The 19,355-nt window shown below is 66.7% G+C and carries 16 protein-coding genes; 6 read left to right on the top strand and 10 right to left on the bottom strand.

Annotated elements, in window-relative coordinates:
* Window positions 1–26: 26 nt before the first annotated feature.
* From AACH06_RS15175 to lepB, 10 genes are all read right to left on the bottom strand, one after another.
* On the bottom strand, window positions 27–1,796 hold the full coding sequence (locus tag AACH06_RS15175) for a M14 family metallopeptidase (RefSeq protein WP_341426582.1): 1,770 nt from the start codon (window positions 1,794–1,796) through the stop codon (window positions 27–29).
* Window positions 1,797–1,987: 191 nt separating this feature from the next.
* Window positions 1,988–3,772 carry a M14 family metallopeptidase gene (locus tag AACH06_RS15170; RefSeq protein ID WP_341426581.1) on the bottom strand — a complete coding sequence of 595 codons (1,785 nt, stop codon included), beginning with the start codon at window positions 3,770–3,772 and terminating at the stop codon, window positions 1,988–1,990.
* Between the two features lie 108 nt (window positions 3,773–3,880).
* Window positions 3,881–5,413 (bottom strand): malonate--CoA ligase, encoded by a 1,533-nt coding sequence (locus tag AACH06_RS15165; RefSeq protein WP_341426580.1) that lies wholly within the window; start codon window positions 5,411–5,413, stop codon window positions 3,881–3,883.
* Window positions 5,410–6,234, bottom strand: a complete 825-nt coding sequence (locus tag AACH06_RS15160) for an enoyl-CoA hydratase/isomerase family protein (protein WP_341426579.1) — start codon at window positions 6,232–6,234, stop codon at window positions 5,410–5,412. The genes AACH06_RS15165 and AACH06_RS15160 overlap by 4 nt, the downstream gene beginning before the upstream one ends.
* Before the next feature lie 46 nt (window positions 6,235–6,280).
* On the bottom strand, window positions 6,281–7,270 hold the full coding sequence (locus tag AACH06_RS15155) for a Bug family tripartite tricarboxylate transporter substrate binding protein (protein ID WP_341426578.1): 990 nt from the start codon (window positions 7,268–7,270) through the stop codon (window positions 6,281–6,283).
* Window positions 7,271–7,323: 53 nt separating this feature from the next.
* Entirely contained in the window at window positions 7,324–8,664 is a 1,341-nt protein-coding gene (locus tag AACH06_RS15150; protein WP_341426577.1) for a malonyl-CoA decarboxylase domain-containing protein, read from the bottom strand.
* The gene (locus AACH06_RS15145) at window positions 8,654–9,403 is read right to left on the bottom strand and encodes a GntR family transcriptional regulator (protein WP_341426576.1); all 750 of its coding nucleotides are present in this window, start codon (window positions 9,401–9,403) and stop codon (window positions 8,654–8,656) included. Before AACH06_RS15145 ends, AACH06_RS15150 begins: the two co-directional genes overlap by 11 nt.
* 290 nt (window positions 9,404–9,693) lie before the next feature.
* Window positions 9,694–10,314 carry a hypothetical protein gene (locus AACH06_RS15140; protein ID WP_341426575.1) on the bottom strand — a complete coding sequence of 207 codons (621 nt, stop codon included), beginning with the start codon at window positions 10,312–10,314 and terminating at the stop codon, window positions 9,694–9,696.
* 430 nt (window positions 10,315–10,744) lie between these two features.
* The gene (locus tag AACH06_RS15135) at window positions 10,745–11,095 is read right to left on the bottom strand and encodes a DUF3052 domain-containing protein (protein ID WP_341426574.1); all 351 of its coding nucleotides are present in this window, start codon (window positions 11,093–11,095) and stop codon (window positions 10,745–10,747) included.
* Between the two features lie 230 nt (window positions 11,096–11,325).
* A complete protein-coding gene (gene lepB, locus AACH06_RS15130) occupies window positions 11,326–11,991 on the bottom strand; it encodes a signal peptidase I (RefSeq protein WP_341426573.1) in 666 nt (221 codons plus the stop codon).
* 190 nt (window positions 11,992–12,181) lie between these two features.
* Between lepB and AACH06_RS15125 the strand changes: the two genes are divergently transcribed.
* The 6 genes from AACH06_RS15125 to AACH06_RS15100 all read left to right on the top strand — a co-directional run bounded on the left by AACH06_RS15125 (window position 12,182) and on the right by AACH06_RS15100 (window position 19,310).
* Window positions 12,182–13,672 (top strand): sigma-54 interaction domain-containing protein, encoded by a 1,491-nt coding sequence (locus AACH06_RS15125; protein ID WP_341426572.1) that lies wholly within the window; start codon window positions 12,182–12,184, stop codon window positions 13,670–13,672.
* A gap of 318 nt (window positions 13,673–13,990) precedes the next feature.
* The gene (locus AACH06_RS15120; protein ID WP_423222038.1) at window positions 13,991–15,214 is read left to right on the top strand and encodes a substrate-binding domain-containing protein; all 1,224 of its coding nucleotides are present in this window, start codon (window positions 13,991–13,993) and stop codon (window positions 15,212–15,214) included.
* A 71-nt stretch (window positions 15,215–15,285) separates the two neighbouring features.
* Window positions 15,286–16,773 (top strand): extracellular catalytic domain type 2 short-chain-length polyhydroxyalkanoate depolymerase, encoded by a 1,488-nt coding sequence (locus tag AACH06_RS15115; RefSeq protein WP_341426570.1) that lies wholly within the window; start codon window positions 15,286–15,288, stop codon window positions 16,771–16,773.
* Between the two features lie 22 nt (window positions 16,774–16,795).
* Complete coding sequence (locus AACH06_RS15110) at window positions 16,796–17,554, top strand: ABC transporter ATP-binding protein (protein WP_341426569.1); 759 nt, start codon at window positions 16,796–16,798, stop codon at window positions 17,552–17,554.
* Window positions 17,551–18,297: an ABC transporter ATP-binding protein gene (locus tag AACH06_RS15105; RefSeq protein WP_341426568.1), complete on the top strand. Its 747-nt coding sequence runs from the start codon at window positions 17,551–17,553 to the stop codon at window positions 18,295–18,297. The genes AACH06_RS15110 and AACH06_RS15105 overlap by 4 nt, the downstream gene beginning before the upstream one ends.
* Window positions 18,294–19,310 (top strand): branched-chain amino acid ABC transporter permease, encoded by a 1,017-nt coding sequence (locus AACH06_RS15100; protein ID WP_341426567.1) that lies wholly within the window; start codon window positions 18,294–18,296, stop codon window positions 19,308–19,310. Before AACH06_RS15105 ends, AACH06_RS15100 begins: the two co-directional genes overlap by 4 nt.
* The last annotated feature ends 45 nt before the right edge of the window (window positions 19,311–19,355 follow it).

Below are 19,355 nucleotides of genomic sequence, written 5' to 3'. Positions count from 1 at the left end.
CTGCATTGTGGTGCAGCCGCGCCGGTTTACTTGATCTTCAGGAAAACCGCGCTGACCGGCCCCTTGTTGCCTGAGGCGTCGACGCCACGCACGTAGACCAGGTGCTTGCCTTTGGACAGGCCGGTGGTCGACAGCGACAGGGTCGCCTTCTCGGTCTTGGCGTCGAACGCGCCGTCGGCCGCGCTCATGTTCTTCGGCGAGGCGCCGGGCATCCACGGCGGCGTGTCGACAAAGACCTCGGCGCCGGCGATGTTCTGCGTCGGCTCAGCGCCATTGCTGTTGTTGAAGCGCGTGTCGTCCAGCGTGGCGGTCAAGGTCACCGGCGTGCCCGCCGGAATCCCGTTCGCGCTCAGCTTGACCTTCAGCGCGTCCGGGCCGGCCGGGGTCTGGTACGGCGTGCGCACGACCTTCGCGGCGTACATCAGCGCGTTCAGGTTGTCGGGCTTGATCGTGCTTTCGTAGGTGGAGCAGCTCTGGAAGAACGACGTCCCCAGTTCGAAGGTGAACGCCGCCACGCCGAGCTCGCCATAGCTGACCGCATCCGACGTGCCGTCGGTCGGGTACAGGCCGATCGACTGTTCCGGCGTGTAGCCGTTGAAATAGGCGAACTTGCGGCCCAGCGTCTGCAGCGCGGTGCCGTTCGGTGCCGCCTTGGTGCGGAAGCCGTACGGCCACAGCACGAGCTGGCTGTAGCTGTGGATGTCCAGGTGGATGCCGCTGGTGTCGGCCGGTGCGGCGTCGTCGTTGTTCGGGCCGCGGCGGTCAGCCCAGAGGCTGCGCACATAGCCTTCCACCGTTTGGGTCTCGGGTTCCGAGCCAGCGGACGGGCCGCGGTAGGTCTCGGCGCAGGCGCTGCCGCTGGAACCCTGGCCGTTGGTCACGTTCCAGGTGAAGCTGAAGTTGCGGTTCAGATCTGCGCCGCGGCTGTTGCTGTTGGCGCCGCAGTAGTTGCGGTTGGTGTTCTTGCGCCACAGCAGGCCACCCTCGGCCTTCTTGCGGCCATCCGGATTGGTTTGCAGCAGCAGGTGGACTTCGTGGTGGTCGAGGATCCAGGTAGCGTCGGCGTCTTTGCCGTAGCCGGTCAACAGCTTGTTGGCGAAGGCCAGCATCAGCGGCGCGGTGACGTACTCGCGCGCGTGGATCGCCGAGTTCACGAACAGCTTCGGCTTGGCTTCACCGTTCGGGCCGGTGGTGTCCTTGTTGGTCAGCTTCAGCACGCCCATGTCGTAGCCGCCGGTGCCCTGGGTCTTCTCCCAGCTGTCACCCACGTCCGTCCAGCTGGCCAGCTTCGGGTAGGTGGTGGTGAAGCCCTGCGCGGCAGCGTAGGTTTCTTCGACCGTCTCGTAGCAGGGGTAGTTGGGAATGGACTCGCCACTCTCCAGGCGCTCGGCGGACAGACGCTGGCCCGAGGCGCCGAAGAGGTTCGGCGAGCCGGCTGCGCGCAGGCGCTTGATCATCTCGGCGTGGCGGTCTGCGAAGGCCTTGTCCTTGACGACGCGGAACTTGAACGCCTCCAGCTTGGCGATGTCTTCGGCGTCCAGCTGCAGCACAAGGTAGCCACCCTTCCAGTTCGACTCGAGCAACTGCTCGTGGAAGGTGATCGCGGCCTTGCGGCCTGTGGCGGCATCGGGGAAGTAGGCGCGGTAGAAATTGTCGAGGACCTGCTCCTGCTGCAGCAGTTGGTCCATCTCGACGGCGTCATGGGCGCTCGAAGCCTGCTGGGCCAGCGCGCTGGTGGCCAGGCCGGCGGTCGCGAAGGCCACCGACAAGGCGGCGGCAAGGGGGAATCGCTTCACGGGGGTCTCCTGTGGCTTTGTGGGCGGCGAACACCAGCATGGCGCTCGCCGGGCAAACGATTGTGTGGGGCTCCCTCCCTAGCCGCCACCGGTGCCCCCTTCGGTTCTAGGGGGTCAAATTCTTCAACTTTCGTCACCGGCGGGCGACGGATCGCAAGGCCGGTCGCCCACCGGGCGGCCGGCCCCGAGGTTCACTTGATCTTCAGGAACACGGCGCTGAAGGCGCCCAGGTTGCCCTCGGCGTCCTTGCCGCGGACGAACACCAGGTGCTTGCCCTTCTTCAGGCCCGACGTCGACAGCGACGTGGAGGCGACTTCCGTCTTCGCATCGAAGGCGCCGTCCTTCGCGCTCAAGGCCACGGCCTGCGAGCCCGGCATCCAAGGCGGCACGTCGATGTAGGCCTCGACCGCGGCAATGTTCTGCGTCGGCTCGGCGCCCTTCGAGTTGTTGAATCGGGTGTCGGTGACGGTGGCCGTCAACGTCACCGGGGTGCCCGCCGTCACGCCGCTGGCGCTCAGCTTGAGCTTGGTGACATCCGGGCCCGCCGGCGTCAGATAGGGCGTGCGCAGCACCTTCGCGGCGTACATCAGGGCTGGCAGGTTCTTCGGCTTGATGTTGCTCTCGAAGCTGCTGCAGCTCTGGAAGAACGAGGTGCCGATCTCGAAGGTCATCGCCGGCACGCCCAGCTCACCGTAGGGGATGTCATCCGACGTGCCATCGGTGGGGTACAGGCCGATCGACTGTTCGGGCGTGTAGCCGTTGAAGTAGGCGAGCTTGCGGCCCAGCGTCTGCATCGCGGTGCCGTTCGGTGCCGCCTGCTTCACATGACCCCAGGGCCACAGCACGAGCTCGCTGTAGCTGTGCACATCCAGGTGCATGCCGCTGGTGTCGGCGGGCGCGGGGTCGTTCTGGTTCGGGCCGCGACGATCCGGCCAGAGGCTGCGCGCGTAGTCTTCGACCGACTGGGTTTCGGGCTCCGACGCGGCCGAGGGGCCACGGTAGGTCTCCGAGCAGGCGTTGCCGCTCGAGCCCTGGCCTTTGGTGATGTTCCAGGTGAAGCTGAAGTTGCGGTTCAGGTCTGCGCCGCGGCTGTTGCTGTTGGCGCCGCAGTAGTTGCGGTTGGTGTTCTTGCGCCACATGAGACCGCCTTCGGCCTTTTTGCGGCCGTCGGGGTTGGTCTGCAGCATCATGTGGATCTCGTGGTGATCGAGGATCCAGGTGGCATCCGCGTCGGTGCCATAGCCCGTCAACAGCTGCTTGGCGAAGGCCAGCACCAGCGGGGCGGTGGCGTACTCGCGGGCATGCATGCCTGCGTTGATGAACAGCTTGGGCTTGGCCTCACCGTTGGGACCGGTGGTGTCCTTGTTGGTCAGCTTCAACACGAACATGTCGTAGCCGCCGGTGCCCTGGCTCTTCTCCCAGCTTTGACCCACGGCCTTCCAGCTGGCGAGCTGGGGGTAGGTGGTGGTGAAGCCTTCGGCCGCGGCGAAGGTTTCTTCGACCGTTTCGTAGCAGGGGTAGCTGGGGATCGATTCGCCGCTCTCGGCTGCGCGTGCGGCCAGTTGGGCGCCCGATCCGCCCAGGATGTTGGGCGAGCCCGCAGCGCGCAGGCGCTGGACCATCGCGTGGTGCTTGGCGATGAAGGCTTCGTCCTTCTCGACGCGGAACTTGAAGGCCTTCAGCTTGGCGATATCGTCATCGCCGAGTTGCAGCACCAGGTAGCCACCTTTCCAGTTCGATTCGAGCAACTGCTCGTGGAAGGTGATCGCAGCCTTGTGGCCGGTATCCAGATCCGGAAAGTAGGCGCGGTAGAAGTTGTCGACGCGTTGCTCCTGGCCGAGCAGTTGATCCATTTCGACGGTGTCGTGCGCCGATGCGGTGGCGGCCGGGGTGTGGGCCTGGGCCGGCATGCCGGTGGCCAAGCCGGCGCCAGCGAAAGCGACCGACAAGGCGGCGGCGAGAGGAAATCGCTTCACGGGGGCTCCTTGACGTTGTGAAGACGGCGCATGCGCATGCACCGTGTTGGAGCGGGCGATTGTGTGGCGCGCCCCCGTGGCTCGCCACCCGCCGCTCGTCAACATTCGTCAAGCGTGGAACGCGCCCTGGTGTCGCTCGCGCAGCAGGTTCTTCTGCACCTTGCCCATGGTGTTGCGGGGCAACTCGGCCACCACGAAGACCTGCTTGGGCACCTTGAAGCCGGCGATCCGGCCTTTCAACGCGGCGATCAGCCCGGCCGGATCGACCGAGGCGCCCGGCCGGGGCACCACCACTGCGAGCACGCCTTCGCCGAAGTCGGGATGAGGTGCGCCGATCACCGCACTCTCGGCGACGCCCGGCAGCTCGTTCAAGAAGCCTTCCACTTCGGCCGGGTAGACGTTGTAGCCACCGGTGATGATCAGGTCTTTGCTGCGGCCGACGATCGTCACATAGCCATCGGCGCTGACCTTGCCGACATCACCGGTCTTGAACCAGCCATCCGGGGTGAACTCTTCGCGGGTCTTCTCGGGCATGCGCCAGTAACCACTGAAGACGTTCGGGCCCCGGACCTCGATACCGCCCACTTCGCCGGCCGGCAGCTCGTGGCCCTGGTCGTCGCGCACCCGCAGCGAGACGCCCGGCAGGGCGAAGCCCACCGTGCCACCGCGCCGCTCGCCGTCCTCCGGTCGGTAGGGGTTCGACGTGAGCATCACCGTTTCGCTCATCCCGTAGCGCTCGAGGATGGTGTGGCCCGAGCGCTCGCGGAATTCGTTGAAGGTTTCGATCAGCAGCGGCGCCGAGCCGCTGATGAACAGGCGCATGTGGCGGCAGGCTTCTCGGTTGAAGCCAGCCTCGCCCAGCAGGCGCACATACAGCGTGGGCACACCCATGAAGACGGTGGCTTCAGGCAGGCGGGCGATCACCGCGCGCGGATCGAAGCGCGAGAACCACAGCATCTTGCTGCCGTTGAGCAGCGCGCCGTGTGAGGCCACAAACAGGCCATGCACATGGAAGATGGGCAGGGCGTGGATGAGTACATCGCCAGTCTGCCAGCCCCAATAGTCTTTCAGCACCTCCGCGTTCGACAGCAGGTTGCCGTGGGACAGCATCGCGCCCTTGCTGCGGCCGGTGGTGCCGCTGGTGTAGAGGATGGCCGCCAGGTCGTCGCCGCTCTTGACCGCGGGCTGATGCTCGTCGGCATGGAAAGCCGCCCGATCGAGCAGCGTGCCGGTGCGATCTTCGTTGAGCGTGAAGACATGCGTGGTGCCTGCCTTGAACGCCAGTCGGCTGATCCAGGTGAAGTTCTTGCCCGAGCACACCATCACCGCCGGCTCGGCGTTGCCGATGAAGTACTCGATCTCCGCGGCCTGGTAGGCGGTGTTCAACGGCAGGAAGACGTGGCCTGCGCGCAGCACGCCCAGGTACAGCAGCAGGGCTTCGACGCTCTTTTCCACCTGCACGGCGATCCGGCTGGCCGGCGGCAGCGCCAGCGAGTCCAGCAGGTTGGCGATGCGGGCGCTGGCCTGGTCGAGGTCACGCCAGGAATAGAAGCGGCCGTCGGTGCCGCCGTCTGCCGGCTCGATGGCACAGGCATCCAGATCGGCGGGAAAGGCTTGGCGGAGCGCAGAGAACAGGTTCATCGTGAGGGCTCGTCGGTGGGCGGCGTCAGGGCGTGGCCGAATCGTGCGGGGCGCTTTTCATTGAAGGCCGCGAGGCCTTCTCGATGCTCGGGGGACGGGGCGTAGGCGTAGTGGGGTTCGCGCTCGTCGCGACTGCTGCCATGGGCGCGGCCGAACTGGCGCAACGCGCGTTTGTTCAGCCGAAGGGCCTGAGGCGACAGGCGCGCCATGTGCTCGGCGCTGCGGCGCGCTTCGGGGCCCACCTGGGCGTCGGCCACGATGCGCGTCACCAGGCCGCGCTGCCGGGCTTCCTCGGCGCCCAGGACACGCGCCTCCAGCAGCAGCTCCCGCAGCGTGGTCTCGCCGATCACACGCGCCACGATCTCGATCTCCAGTGGCGCCATCGGGAAGCCGAGCTTGGCGATCGGCACACCGAAACGGCTGCTTTCGCCGCAGATGCGGATGTCGCAGCAGGCGGCGATCTCCAGGCCGCCGCCGACACAAGCCCCTTCGATCTGCGCCACCAAGGGGCGTTCGCAATCGAGCAGCGCATTCAGCGCCGGGGCCACCACCTCTTCGTGGTAGTGGCCGAGGGTCTGCGCGTCGAAGCGGAAGTCCGGGAACTCTTCGATGTCGGCCCCGGCCACAAAGCTGCCGCCATCGCCCTGCACCACGATGACGTGGGGCCCCGCGCAGGGGTCAGAGTGGTTCACCGCCTCCATCAGCGTGCGCAGGTCGCGCCACATCTGTACCGTGAGCGCGTTGAGTTTGCCGGGGTTGGAAAACTGCAGCACCGAGACGCTATGGGCGTCCGGGGCGTGCAGGTGTACATGTCCTGTCATGTCGGTCATCTTGCCGTGCCGCGTCTCGGCGCGGCGGCCATGCGGCTCAATCGAGCTTGGCCCCGGATGATTTCACCACCTCGGCCCAGCGCTTGGTCTCGGCGGCGACGAACTTGCCGAAGTCGTCGCCCCAGAGGTTGGGCATCACGGCGCCCAGGCCTGTCCAGGTGGCTTTGATGTCGTCGGCGGCGAAGGCCTTCTTCATTTCGGCCTGCATGGCCGCAACGATTTCCTTGGGTGTGCCCTTGGGCGCCCACAGTCCATACCAGGTGGAGACCTGGTAGCTCGGAACGCCCCCTTCGACCGACGTCGGCAGATCGGGGAAACCGGGCGCACGCTTGTCCGAGGCCACCGCCAGGGCCTTGATGCGGCCACCCTTGATGTGCTGCGCCGAAGAGCCCAGGCCGTCGAACATCAGGTCAACCTGGCCGGCAATCAGGTCTTGCAGCGCCGGCCCGGCACCTCGATAGGGGATGTGGGTGATGAAGGTCTTGGTCTGCAGCTTGAACAGCTCGCCCGCCAGATGGTGCGAGGTGCCGTTGCCCGCCGAGCCATAGTTCAGCTTGCCAGGGTGCGCGCGGAGGAAGTCGAGCAGGCCCTTCAGGTCGTTGACCGGCACGCGCTGTGGGTTCACCACAATGACCTGCGGCACATTCGAGATCAGCCCCACCGGAATGAAGTCGGTGTCGAGGTGGTAGTCGAGCTTGGGGTACATCGATGGCGCAATGGCGTGATGCACCGCGCCCATGAAGAAGGTGTAGCCGTCGCCGGCCGCCTTCGAGGCGATCGTGGCACCGACGGTGCCCCCCGCGCCACCCTTGTTGTCGATGATGAACTGCTTGCCGGTCTGTTTGGTGAGGGCCGCGCTCAGGGGCCGGGCGAACGCGTCGGTGCCACCGCCCGCGGCGAAGGGCACGACGATGGTGACCGGCTTCGAAGGCCAGGGGCTCGTCTGCGCCCAGGAGGCCGGGGCCGCGAGCAGCGCGGCGATGGTGAGCAGCGCGGCGCGGCGTGGGTGAGAAGGTCGGGCGGTCATGGGGTGGTCTCCGTCATTCGGTAGTCCGTCATTCGGTAGTGGGGTGTGGTCGGTCACAGCAGGCGGGCAACGGCCCGTGAATGGGCCACTTCGCCGTGCACAAAGCGATGATGGAAAGCGTCGATGCGGCCGAGGTCGTAAAGGTAGTTCACCATCACGCCCGCCGATTGCTTGAGCCCTTTGGCAGAAGGGTTGGCCAGCAGGTTCAATCGTTCGAGCCGTGCGCCGTTGTCGAGGTGGAAGCGAGCGACAGGGTCACCGCTGGGGTGAGGCGAGTGGTGCACCAGGTACAGCGCGGCCAGTTGCAGCAACGCCAGCTGCGATTCCTTGCTGGCGGTCGCGTGGTGGGCTTGGTGGGTGAGGGCCGACCAGTCGCCCCCGCAAGCGGCGAGCAGGCTGTCGCGGGCGTGGGTCATGCGGCTGGCGAGGGCCGGTTTCACCCCCGGCAGGCTGGCGAAGTCGGCCGCTGATGCCAGCCAGCCCATGAAGCCGGGGATGGGAGACAGCGTGCAGAACGTCTTCAGCTGGGGCAACTCGGCCTTGAGCTCCTCGGCCACCCGCTTGATCAGGAAGTTGCCGAGCGACACGCCGCGCAGGCCCGGCTGGCAATTGCTGATGCTGTAAAACACCGCCACCTTGAACGAGTCGGGCGGCAGGGCCTCGGCTCGCTTGTCGATCAGCGGCGGAATGGCGGCCGCCATGTCGGGCAGCAGCGCCACCTCGACGAAGATCAGCGGCTCTTCCGGCAACTGCGGATGGAAGAAGGCGAAACAGCGGCGGTCCGGCAGCAGCCGCCGGCGCAGGTCATCCCAACCATCGATTTCATGCACCGCCTCATGCCGGATGATTTGTTCCAGCAACTGGGCGGGGGATCGCCAGCTGACCTGCCGCATCTCCAGAAAGCCCGGGTTGAACCAGCTCGACAGCAGGTGCAGCAGATCGGCTTCGAGGGCTCGCCACTCGGGTTTGCGCGGCAGGCGCTCCAGCAGGGCGCGGCGCAGCCCGATCAGCACCGAGGTGCCGCCGGGCGCTCTGTTGATGCGACGAAAGAGCTCCTGGCGTGGCGGCTCGGCCCGCTCGATCAGCGCGATCAGGTGGGCGGCGTCGGGTTGGGCGGCGTACGCCTGCGCACATTGGAGGACCGCGTCGGGCTCTGGGCTGTAGTGCAGGGCCAGGTGCTCGAAGAAGCGGTCCAGCGCCGCGCCGCGGGTGCTGTCCTTGCGGCCGGGCTCGCCCAGCAGCTCTTGCAGACGCTCGACGATCTGCCGTGCGATCTGGGTGCTGCTGGCCTCGCCGCGTTGCGAGAGCAGGCGTTCGCAGTCGGCGGCCAGGGCCCGAAGGCCGTGGTCGACGCCCATTCGGCGTGCGGCGGCGCGCAGGTTTTCAACCAGCATCGGCATTCCCCTTCGTGAGCGGGGCGCTCACGTGCGGATCGTTGTGGGGGGCGATGGCACGTTCTTGTTGCCTCACCGCTTTCAATGCGGCCAATTGCGCCATCAGGTGATCGTGCATCGTTCGTTCGGCGCGTGCAGCGTCGCCGCTGAGCATCGCGTCGATCAGCACCCGATGCTCGTTGATGGAGGCGTCGATTCGGCCAGGCAGGTTCAGTTGCCGCCCGCGCATCAGCCGCAGGAACTGGCGCAGGTCGGCGGTGGCGCGGTCGAGCCAGCGGTTGCGTGCGAGGCGCTGCACCAGCGTGTGGAACTCGTGGTTGGCGCGGTAGTAGCCATCGCGGTCCTGCGCGGCGGCGTGGAGTTCGAGTTGGTCGTGCCAGTGGCGCAGGCTGGCGCGGTCGGCGGGCGTGGCATTGCGGGTGGCCTCGAAGGCGCAGCGCCCCTCGAGCAGCGCCATCACCGGAAACAGCTGCTCGGCGTCGTCGTCGCTCAACTCGACCACCCGGCAGCCCCGCTGCGGCACCAGTTCCATCAGGCCTTCGGCGGCCAGCACCTTCAGGGCTTCACGCAGTGGCGTGCGGCTGATCTGCCAGCCGGCAGCCAGGGCCTTTTCGTCGATCCACTCGCCGGGGGCCAACTGGCGCTCGAACACCATGGAGCGCAGACGGGCGGCCACCTCATCGTGCAGCGAGGTGCCACGCACCGGATGCGAGTTGGAAGGGGATTCCTGCCAGATCATGCGGCATCGTAATGCTGTAATTACGGCATGACAAAGCTGGGGCCAACCCGAGGTGTGTGCCGACCCCGACCCCGACCCTGTTCGCCGGGCCGACCTGCTCCAAAGCGAAACGCGCGTGGCGACTGCCCCATGAGGCAGTGCGCACACGCGCGTCCATGATGCTTTGGCTTCTCAGCCTCATGAGAGGAACCGGCTCCGCCAGACTTCTCATGCCCCCCTGGGGGCGGACTGGGCATTGCCCGGGGGGACTGCTGGGTGCCTCTCTCGGCCCGAGGAGATCGGGCGCCTGTTTACTCAGGCGCGCAGTCGTCGGTGCCCGGGATGGTGTGCTCGCAGACGGTGGAGCGAATGTTGTCGATACGCACCATCAGCAGTGTGCGATCACCGGCTGTGGCCACGCGAGCGACACGGAAGGCGTCGAAGGACCATTCGTTCAGGTGGCGCGGCAAGCGCAGCGAACGCAGTGCGGTGGTGTTGCCCCACTGGCTCAGCAGCGAAAGCGTGAACTTGCCTTCCGGCTGATGCACCCGGTCAATGTACACACCGCCCACCGATTCCAGGTCGTAGGTATCGCCAAAGGGCTGGTACAGGTCGTTGTTCAGCGTGACCTTGAAGCCGTCCACACGGACGCGATGGCCTTCGGCGCGCAGCCGGAAGTGGTACGGCCGGACGAAATCGTAGGCGGCCATCCCCGAGCCATCCTCGTTGCGCTGCATGAACGACGAGTTCTGGGTGGTCTCGTAGCTGTAGTTGATGGCGACCGGGGTGCCCTCGGCCAGCATGGTGCCGTCGTCGAAGACACCACTCTCGGTGACCACCCCGTTCATGCGGAACTGCACCAAGGCAGCTTGCGCTGACACACCCACCAGCAGCGACGTGGCTGCCGCAACTGCCCAAACGACTCGCTTCATCATCATTGGGAATTTCCCCTTGTCTTGGACCCTGAGATTCCGTTGCCAGATGAGGCCCGGCGCCGGAATTAGATGCCCCACCCTCAAGCGGCACAACCCCAAGTCTGAGCAGCACGCAGATGACATTTCTGCGAAAAACCGCACAGTCTGAGGCCGGCTTTGAATCAATTTGCAGCAATCTGAGACGGGTGGGGCCTCAACAGCCTGGTGCGCCTGCCGTAAACCTCACGCACACGGCAATCAATGTGCCTTGCGCCGTCGTGGCAAACACCTAGGGTTCGCCAGATCAGGACGAACCCGAAGCCCCGCCCAAAGGCAGGGGTACTTCCCATGGCTCGCAGCTTGGGTTACGGCGTCTTCGCGCCGCGGCACACGATCGCCTGGCGTCGTGTGAACGCTGCGGATCGCTCCCGCAAAGCGTCGCGGCGTGTCAGCGCAAGGACTTGCGCACGACCAGCTTCAAGCCGGACCAGATGTCGCTGACGGCACACACCTTCACATCGACCCAGCCGAGCGGCAGGGCCACCTCGCGAATCACATCCTCGGTGATGTCTGTGGAGACCTTGCTGGATTTCTTCGGCCACGAAACCCACACCGTCGCGTCGGGCTGCAGGGCGTCGCGGTACTGCCGCAGCCGATCTGCCAGCACCTGCCGCTGCGTGGCGAAAAGGTGCACCCAAGCCACCTCGGCATCCGGACGGGGTGCCCATACCAAGCCCGCGGGCGTCGGCGCGAGCCAGTCACGGTAGCCCTCGGGGGCTGATTCCACGTGGACCAACATGCCGGGCTTCAAGCCCAGTTTCGCGGACAAGGGCTTGCCGGAATAGCCGGGCGTCACCGAAGCGGCAGGGGCCGCAGCAGGGCCGGTAGAACGAGGCTTTGGTGGGGTGGGCGGGCGCGGCACGGTGAGCTCAACTGGTGGTGTGGTCCGCGGGACCGTGCCGGCCGAGGCGCCGGCTCACCCCGCGGCGGATGCAGGGATGGGGTGATTCTGCGCCACGTGCCGGCCGCCTACAGCGGCGCCCCGAACCGCTCCCAGCGCGGCCACCAATGGCCAAGGATGTCCGCGGACACCAGGATGTGGTGGGCGCGCCCGATCAGCAGTGATCGATGCACGGTGCCGATGAAACGCGAGTCTTCGCTGTTGTCGCGGTTGTCGCCCAGCATGAAATACTGGTCTGCCGGTACGGTCAACGGCCCGAAATCGCGCAGCGCCCTCACCGATGGCAGTTGCTGAACCGCATGGTCTTTGCCCAGCCCTTGCTCCGTGGCCCGCACCGCGGGCACTTCAACCGTGCCCCCCAAAGTTTCCGCGGCAAGTCCCACGTCTGCATAGCGCATGGCAGCCCCGTTGACGAACAACACGCCATCGCGCATGGCCAACTCGTCGCCGGGCAGGCCGACGATGCGCTTGACGAGCCTGACGCCGTCCTTGGGGGAACTGAAGGTCACCACGTCGCCGCGCCGAGGCTCGCCCAAGCGGCTCACCGACACATCGGTGAGCGGGATCTTGGCGTCGTAGGCCAGGCGGTTCACCAGCACCACGTCGCCTTCGAGAATGGTCGGTCGCATCGATCCGGTGGGCACCGGGTTCCAATCGGCCACCGCCGTGCGCAGAAAGCCAAAGCACAACAGAAACACCAGGAACCCGCGGTTCTCTCGCAGCCACTGTTTCATCACATCCTCACGAGGGGTCAGACAGCGGCATTCTGGGAACCTGCGCCCGCCGGTCGATCACCGATGAGGGCACTGGTCGGTTGGGGCGCATGAATGGCATCCCCCGCCGATGAATGGCGGGCACGACGTCCGGGGCCCACCCGATCGCGGCGCCAGGCCAGCGTGTGCAACACTCAAGTGGGAAGCCACCATGTCCGATCCACTTCGCACGTCCGCCATCCTGCCGCAGCATGCTGAAGCGGTGCTGCGCCTCGCCGCGCAATCGATGTTCGAGGTGTTTGCGCGCACGGCGCTGGGCATGATGGTGGTCGATCGCCAGCACCGCATTGTCTGGATCAGCGACGGGTACAAACACTTCCTGCCCGCGTTGGGCTTCGAGCACGAGTCCGACTTCGTCGGCCGGCCGATCGAAGAGGTCGTGCCCAACACGATGATGAACCAGGTGATCGACTCTGGCCGCCCGATCGTGCTGGATCTGCTCACCAACAAGGCGGGCACTTTCCTCGTGAGCCGCTTGCCGCTGCGCGACGAAGCCGGCGAGGTGCTGGGCGCCGTCGGGCTGGTGTGGCTCAACGAGTCACCCGACCACACGCAGGGCACCATGCAGCCGCTGATGGCCAAGTTCAGCCGCTTGCACAAAGAGCTGGACGAAGCGCGCCGTGAGCTGGCGGCACAGCGGCGGACGAAGTACACCATCGCCAGCTTCATCGGCTCCAGCGCGGCGGTGATGGAGGTCAAGCGCCAGGCGCGGCGCGTGGCCGGCACCGACTCGACCGTGCTGCTGCTCGGCGAAACGGGGACGGGCAAGGAGCTGATGGCGCAAGGCATCCATGCCGGCGGCCACCGCGCCGCGGGCCCCTTCATCGGCGTCAACATCGCTGCCATCCCCGAGAGCCTGCTTGAAGCAGAGTTCTTCGGCGTCGCCCCCGGCGCCTTCACGGGCGCCGACCGAAAGGGGCGTGTGGGCAAGTTCAAGCTGGCGGACGGCGGCACCCTGTTCCTTGACGAGATCGGCGACATGCCGTTGCCGCTGCAGGCCAAGCTGCTGCGCGTCTTGCAGGAGCAAGAGGTCGAGCCGGTGGGCAGCAACAAGGTCGAGCGTGTGGACGTTCGGATCATCGCCGCGACGAGCCGGAACCTGCAGGCGATGGTGGCGGAAGGCGCTTTCCGGGCTGACCTTTACTACCGGCTCAATGTCTTGCCGATCCGGCTGCCCGCCCTGCGCGACCGGCTGAGCGACCTGGACGCGCTCGCGGATCACCTGCTGGATGACATTGGCCGCCGCACGGGCCTGACCCACCGCAGCCTGAGCGACGACGCACTGGAGCTGTTGGCGCAACACGACTGGCCCGGCAACATCCGGGAGCTGCGCAACGCGCTGGAGCAGGCCTGTTTGATGACCGATGAGCTGGTGTTGACCGCCGCACAGCTGCAGCGGTGGGTTGGCACCGCGGCGCCCGCGCTGGGCGCCACCGAGACGGCTGCGACGCCGGGGGCCACGATGGGCAGCGAAGGCGCCGTCAAGCCGCTGCCGCAGGCTGTCGCCGAACTGGAGGCAGTGGCCATCAAGGCCGCGTTGACCGCCACAGGCGGCAACAAGCTGGCGGCCGCGCGCATGCTGGGCATTTCACGTGCGACGCTCTACGAGAAGCTGGCGCTGAGCAGCGCGGTCAAGGGCTGAGCTTGGATGGCTGACTTTCAGACAGATGCCGAGGCGCTGTCTGGATGCCGGACACGGGGCCCGATCGCTCCTGAAGATTCTTTCGGGATGAACCCCGCGGAAGTCGTTGATCGTGTGGTTGATCCGAATGCCCCATTCCGTGGGCGGAGTGGCGTGATGGCCTGGGGCGGTTGGTCTTGACGTCCGTCCTTTAGACGCGTTAGCCACCCGTGCTGATCTGGCACGCGGGCCCGTACTTTCCCTGAGGTGTCGTGAATCGGGCATGTCCGTTGCACTGTCTTGGTGATCACCACCAAGAAAGTCCGGAGACAAGCGTCCATGCCGTGCCCAGCCTCTTTCTGCCTGCCCCGCCCGTCTCGCTCTTCGGCAGTCGCCGCCGTGGTCTTCGCCTGTCTGGGCCCGGGTGTTGTCTTCGCGACAGCGGCCGACGTCCGCATCGCCCACATCCACAGCCTCACCGGTCCGCTCGAGGCCTATGGCAAGCAGACGACGATCGGCTTCAACCTGGGGTTGGAGTACGCGACAGGCGGCACGATGATGGTCGCGGGCAAGAAGATCGTCGTGATCGAGAAGGACGACCAGGGCAAGCCCGATGTCGGCAAGAGCCTGCTGGCCGCGGCCTACGGTGACGACAAGGCTGATATCGCGGTGGGGCCGACGTCTTCCGGGGTGGCGCTGGCGATGTTGCCGGTGGCCGAGGAGTACAAAAAAGTGCTGGTCGTCGAGCCCGCCGTGGCCGACTCGATCACCGGCGACAAGTGGAACAAGTACATCTTCCGCACCGGGCGCAACTCCAGTCAGGATGCCATCTCGAACGCGGTGGCGCTGGACAAGCCCGGCACGGTGGTGGCCACCTTGGCGCAAGACTACGCCTTCGGCCGAGATGGGGTGAAGGCCTTCAAGGAAGCGTTGAAGAACGCCAAGATCGTCCACGAAGAGTACCTGCCGCAGAACACGACCGATTTCACCGCCGGCATCCAGCGGGTGGTCGACGCGCTCAAGGGGCAGCCGGGGCGCAAGGTGATCGAGGTGATCTGGGCCGGCGGCACGCCGCCGTACAACGCCTTGGCCGCGCAGGAGCTGGCCAAGCGCTACCAGATCGAGGTGTTCACCGGCGGCAACATCCTGCCGGCGATGGCCGCCTACAAGAACTTTCCCGGCATGGAAGGCGCGACCTACTACTACTTCGGCATTCCGAAGAACCCGGTCAACGAGTGGCTGGTGGCCAACCACTACAAGCAGCACAAGACCCCGCCGGACTTCTTCACCGCCGGTGGCATGACCGCCGCCATCGCGGTGGTCGAAGCCCTGAAGAAGACCGGTGGCGACACCGCCAGCCCGAAGCTCATCGCGGCGATGGAAGGCATGGCCTTCGAGACGCCCAAGGGCCGCATGACCTTCCGCAAGGAAGACCACCAAGCCTTGCAGAGCATGTACCACTTCAAGATCAAGGTCGACCCGGCGTTCGCCTGGGGCGTGCCCGAGCTGGTGCGAGAGATCAAGCCCGAAGACATGCAGGTTCCCGTGCGCAACCGGCGCTGAATGGCGCGCGGGGCGCATGCCCCCACCGAGGCGCCATTCAGAGCGCCCGTCACACCACAGGAGACTCGTTCATGAAAGCTGCGCGTGTTGTGCGTGCGGTTGCGGCGTGTGCCGCGATCGCGGGTGTTTCAGCCGAGGCCGCGGTGGCCTTGCCCAAGCTGTCGATCGACCAAACCCAGACGACGGTGTCAGGCCTGTCGTCTGGCGGCTTCATGGCCAACCAGTTGGGCTATGCCCATGCCAGCACCTTCAAGGGGGTGGGCGTGTTTGCAGGTGGCCCCTATATGTGCGCGGGCCATTCCAACTACACCGCGTGCATGTACAACGCCAGCATCACGAGCGGCATGCTCAACACCATGCAGGCCGACCTGAACAATTGGAGCGGCACGAACATCGATGCGCTGTCGCTGGTGCCGCAGCAGAAGATCTTCCTGTTCGTCGGCACCAGTGACGCGACGGTGGGCCCGAAGCCCATGGATGCGCTCAGCACCCAGTACGCCAACAACGGCGTGCCGGCGGCGCAGCGCCCCTATGTGAAGCGAAGCGGCACGGCGCATGTGTTTCCCACCGACTTCGATTCGAGCGGCAACAACGCGTGCAGCAGCAGCAGCTCGCCCTACATCGCCAACTGCGGCTATGACGGCGCGAAAGCCGCGCTGACGCATTTCTACGGCCCGCTCAACGCGCGCAACAACGCGCCAGCGGCCGCCAACTACATCGAGTTCGACCAGACGCCGTTCACCAACGGCAACCCCGGCATGGCCAACACGGGCTGGCTCTATGTGCCGGCCAACTGCGCCAGCGGTGCAAGTTGCAGGCTGCATGTGGCGCTGCACGGTTGCCAGCAGAACTACGCCACCATCGGCGACAAATTCATCAAGAACACCGGCTACAGCCGCTGGGCCGACACCAACAGCATCGTCGTGCTGTTTCCCCAGACCCGCGTCGATTCGACGAGCCGGCAGACGACGGCCAGCGGCCCGCTGCCCAACCCGAACGGCTGCTGGGACTGGGTGGGCTGGTATGGCAACCACTTCGCGCAGAAGGGTGGCACGCAGATTGCGGCCATCAAGGCGATGGTCGACCAGCTGTCGTCCGGCACCGGCGGCGGAGGCAGTCTGCCCGCACCCACGGGCGTGGCCACGTCCAACGCGACGAACACGTCCATGACGATCGCCTGGAACGCGGTGAACGGTGCGGCCGGCTACCACGTCTACCGCGATGGTGCCCCAGTGACCACCACCGCCGTCACGGCCACCAGCTACGTGGATTCGGGGCTGGCCCCGGCCACCACCTATTCGTGGACCGTGGCGGCCGTGGATGCCAATGGGGCCGTAGGCGCTCGCTCCAGCGCCGCGAGTGGCACGACCACCGGCAGCGCCCCGGTGTGCACCACCGCCAACAACTACGCCCACACCGTGGCGGGCCGGGCCTATCAGAGTGGCGGCTTCGCCTATGCGAATGGCTCGAACCAGAACCTGGGCCTGTGGAACATCTTCGTCGTCACGACCTTGAAGCAGACCGGACCCAACTACTACGTGCTGGGCACCTGCCCCTGACGCGCCTTCGCTCACCCGCCCGATGCTCGAAACCCGACAGTTGTCCATCCGCTTCGGCGGCCACGTGGCGGTCGATCGCGTGAGCTGTGCCTTCGCTCCGGGCACGCTCACCGCCATCGTCGGCCCCAACGGGGCGGGCAAGACCACCTATTTCAACCTCATCTCCGGCCAGTTGCGGGCCAGCGAGGGCGCGGTACTGCTCGACGGCATGGACATCACCCGCCTGCCCGCGCCAGTGCGCACCCGGCGCGGCCTGGGGCGGGCCTTCCAGCTCACCCAGTTGTTCCCGCAGCTCAGCGTGCTGGAGAACGTGCGCCTCGCGGTGCAGGCCCGACATGGCGGCGGCCTCAACGTCTGGCAGGTGTGGCTGGATCGGCAGGATTGGATCGTCGAGGCGCGTGACATCCTGGCTGGCGTGCAGTTGCTGGACCGGGCGGAGGCCCCGGCGGCCAGCCTGCCCCACGGTGACCAGCGCAAGCTGGAGGTGGCGGTGCTGATGGCGCTGGAGCCGCGCGTCTACATGTTCGACGAGCCCACCGCCGGCATGAGCGTGGACGAGGTGCCGGTCGTGCTCAACCTGATCCGGCGGCTCAAGGCTCGCCGTGACTGCACCATCTTGCTGGTCGAGCACAAGATGGACGTGGTGCGCGAGCTGGCCGACCGCATCGTCGTGTTGCACAACGGGGCCCTGGTGGCCGACGGCGAACCCGAGGCGGTCATCGCCTCCGACATCGTGCAGCAGGCCTATCTGGGCACCTCAGAACAGGCGGAGGCGGCATGAGCCATCTGCTGGAGCTGAGCGGCGTGCACACCCACATTGGCGCGTACCACATCCTGCACGGGGTGGACTTGCAGGTGCCCGAGGGCGAGGTCACGATGCTGCTGGGCCGAAACGGCGCTGGCAAGTCGACCACGCTGCGGACCATCATGGGTCTGTGGGCGGCCAGCGCCGGCAGCGTGCGCCTGGCGGGGTGCCCGATCGGCGGGCCGGGTGGGCACTTGCCGACGCCGGACATCGCGCAGCGCGGCGTCGCCTATGTGCCCGAAGGCATGGGCATCTTCGGTGAGCTGACGGTGAGTGAAAACCTGCTGCTCGCGGCCCGGTCGGCTCGGCGCGAGGCCGATCTCGATCCGGCCCGGCTGGAATGGCTGTTCGGCCTCTTTCCGGCGCTGCACAAGTTCTGGCGTTACCCGGCCGGCAAACTGAGCGGCGGCCAGAAGCAGATGCTGGCGGTCGCCCGCGCCTTGATCGAGCCGCGCGCGCTGTTGCTGGTCGATGAGCCCAGCAAGGGCCTGGCGCCGGCCATCGTGCAGAACCTGATCGCCGCCTTTGCCGAGCTGAAGCGGCAGCGCGCCACGCTCTTGCTGGTCGAGCAGAACTTCATGATGGCCCGCGCACTGGGCGACCACGTGGCGGTGATGGACAACGGCCGTGTCGTGCACGCGGGCTCGATGGCCGCGCTGGCCGATGACGTGGCGCTGCAGCAGCGCCTGCTCGGCTTGTCGCTCGGGGCGCACCAATGAGCAGCACGTCACCGCACGCGGGGGGAGCCGTGCCGGCATCCCGTTTCGACGCACGGCCGCTGGCGCTGGTGGCCGCGCTGGTGGTGCTCGCCGGGCCCTGCATCGGCTCGACACCGACCTGGTTGACGCTCACGGTGGCGGGCCTGGCGATGGGGCTCATCCTGTTCATCACCGCGTCGGGCCTCACGCTGGTGTTCGGCCTCATGGACGTTCTGAACTTCGGTCACGGGGTGTTCATCGCCTGCGGCGCGTTCGTGGCCACCAGCGTGTTGGGGGGCATGGCCGGTTGGGCAAGTGGTGCCGTGGCGTGGCAGAACCTCGCGGCGGTGTTCGCCGCCATGTTGGCGGCCATGCTGACGGCGGGCGCGCTGGGTTGGGCCTTTGAGCGCGTGGTGGTGCGGCCGGTCTACGGCCAGCATCTCAAGCAGATCCTCATCACCATGGGCGGCATGATCATCGGCGAGGAGCTGATCAAGCTGCTGTGGGGGCCGGCGCAGATCCCCTTGCCCTTGCCGCCGGTGCTGCAGGGCGCGTGGTTCCTGGGCGAAGCGGTGATCGAGATCTATCGCCTGTTCGCGGTGGGCGTGGGGCTGGTGGTGCTGGTGGGCCTGCTGTGGGTGCTGGGCCGAACCAAGGTCGGCCTGCTGGTGCGCGCCGGCGTGCAAGACCGCGAGATGGTCGAGTCGCTCGGTTACCGGGTCCGGCGCCTGTTCATCGGCGTGTTCGTGGCCGGATCGGCGCTCGCCGGCTTGGGCGGCGTGCTGTGGGGCCTGTACCAGCAGAGCGTGGTGCCCCAGATCGGCGCCCAGATCAACACGCTGCTGTTCATCGTGATCATCATGGGCGGCCTGGGCTCCACGCTGGGCTGTTTCGTCGGTGCGTTGCTGGTGGGGCTGATGGCCAACTACACCGGCTTCCTGGCGCCCAAGGTGGCGCTGTTCTCCAACATCGGCCTGATGGTGGCGGTGCTGTTGTGGCGCCCGCAGGGCCTCTACCCGGTGGCGCAGCGATGACGGCCGACACACGCACCGTGAGCGCCCGCGGCCTGCGGATGGATC

It is taken from the genome of Ideonella lacteola, from assembly GCF_038066555.1.
Taxonomy (GTDB): domain Bacteria; phylum Pseudomonadota; class Gammaproteobacteria; order Burkholderiales; family Burkholderiaceae_C; genus Ideonella; species Ideonella lacteola.
The sequence above is the reverse complement of the archived record's forward strand: the minus strand, read 5'-3'. Positions and strand labels throughout refer to the sequence as shown.

Bases quoted from the DNA above. Each gene is read 5' to 3' on its own strand.
- AACH06_RS15140 (WP_341426575.1), bottom strand. From the start codon at position 10,314: ATGAAGCGAGTCGTTTGGGCAGTTGCGGCAGCCACGTCGCTGCTGGTG.
- AACH06_RS15110 (WP_341426569.1), top strand. From the start codon at position 16,796: ATGCTCGAAACCCGACAGTTGTCCATCCGCTTCGGCGGCCACGTGGCG.
- AACH06_RS15160 (WP_341426579.1), bottom strand. From the start codon at position 6,234: ATGACAGGACATGTACACCTGCACGCCCCGGACGCCCATAGCGTCTCG.
- AACH06_RS15165 (WP_341426580.1), bottom strand. From the start codon at position 5,413: ATGAACCTGTTCTCTGCGCTCCGCCAAGCCTTTCCCGCCGATCTGGAT.
- AACH06_RS15155 (WP_341426578.1), bottom strand. From the start codon at position 7,270: ATGACCGCCCGACCTTCTCACCCACGCCGCGCCGCGCTGCTCACCATC.
- AACH06_RS15135 (WP_341426574.1), bottom strand. From the start codon at position 11,095: ATGTTGGTCCACGTGGAATCAGCCCCCGAGGGCTACCGTGACTGGCTC.
- AACH06_RS15115 (WP_341426570.1), top strand. From the start codon at position 15,286: ATGAAAGCTGCGCGTGTTGTGCGTGCGGTTGCGGCGTGTGCCGCGATC.
- AACH06_RS15125 (WP_341426572.1), top strand. From the start codon at position 12,182: ATGTCCGATCCACTTCGCACGTCCGCCATCCTGCCGCAGCATGCTGAA.
- AACH06_RS15145 (WP_341426576.1), bottom strand. From the start codon at position 9,403: ATGATCTGGCAGGAATCCCCTTCCAACTCGCATCCGGTGCGTGGCACC.
- AACH06_RS15150 (WP_341426577.1), bottom strand. From the start codon at position 8,664: ATGCTGGTTGAAAACCTGCGCGCCGCCGCACGCCGAATGGGCGTCGAC.
- AACH06_RS15100 (WP_341426567.1), top strand. From the start codon at position 18,294: ATGAGCAGCACGTCACCGCACGCGGGGGGAGCCGTGCCGGCATCCCGT.
- AACH06_RS15120 (WP_423222038.1), top strand. From the start codon at position 13,991: ATGCCGTGCCCAGCCTCTTTCTGCCTGCCCCGCCCGTCTCGCTCTTCG.
- lepB (WP_341426573.1), bottom strand. From the start codon at position 11,991: ATGAAACAGTGGCTGCGAGAGAACCGCGGGTTCCTGGTGTTTCTGTTG.
- AACH06_RS15105 (WP_341426568.1), top strand. From the start codon at position 17,551: ATGAGCCATCTGCTGGAGCTGAGCGGCGTGCACACCCACATTGGCGCG.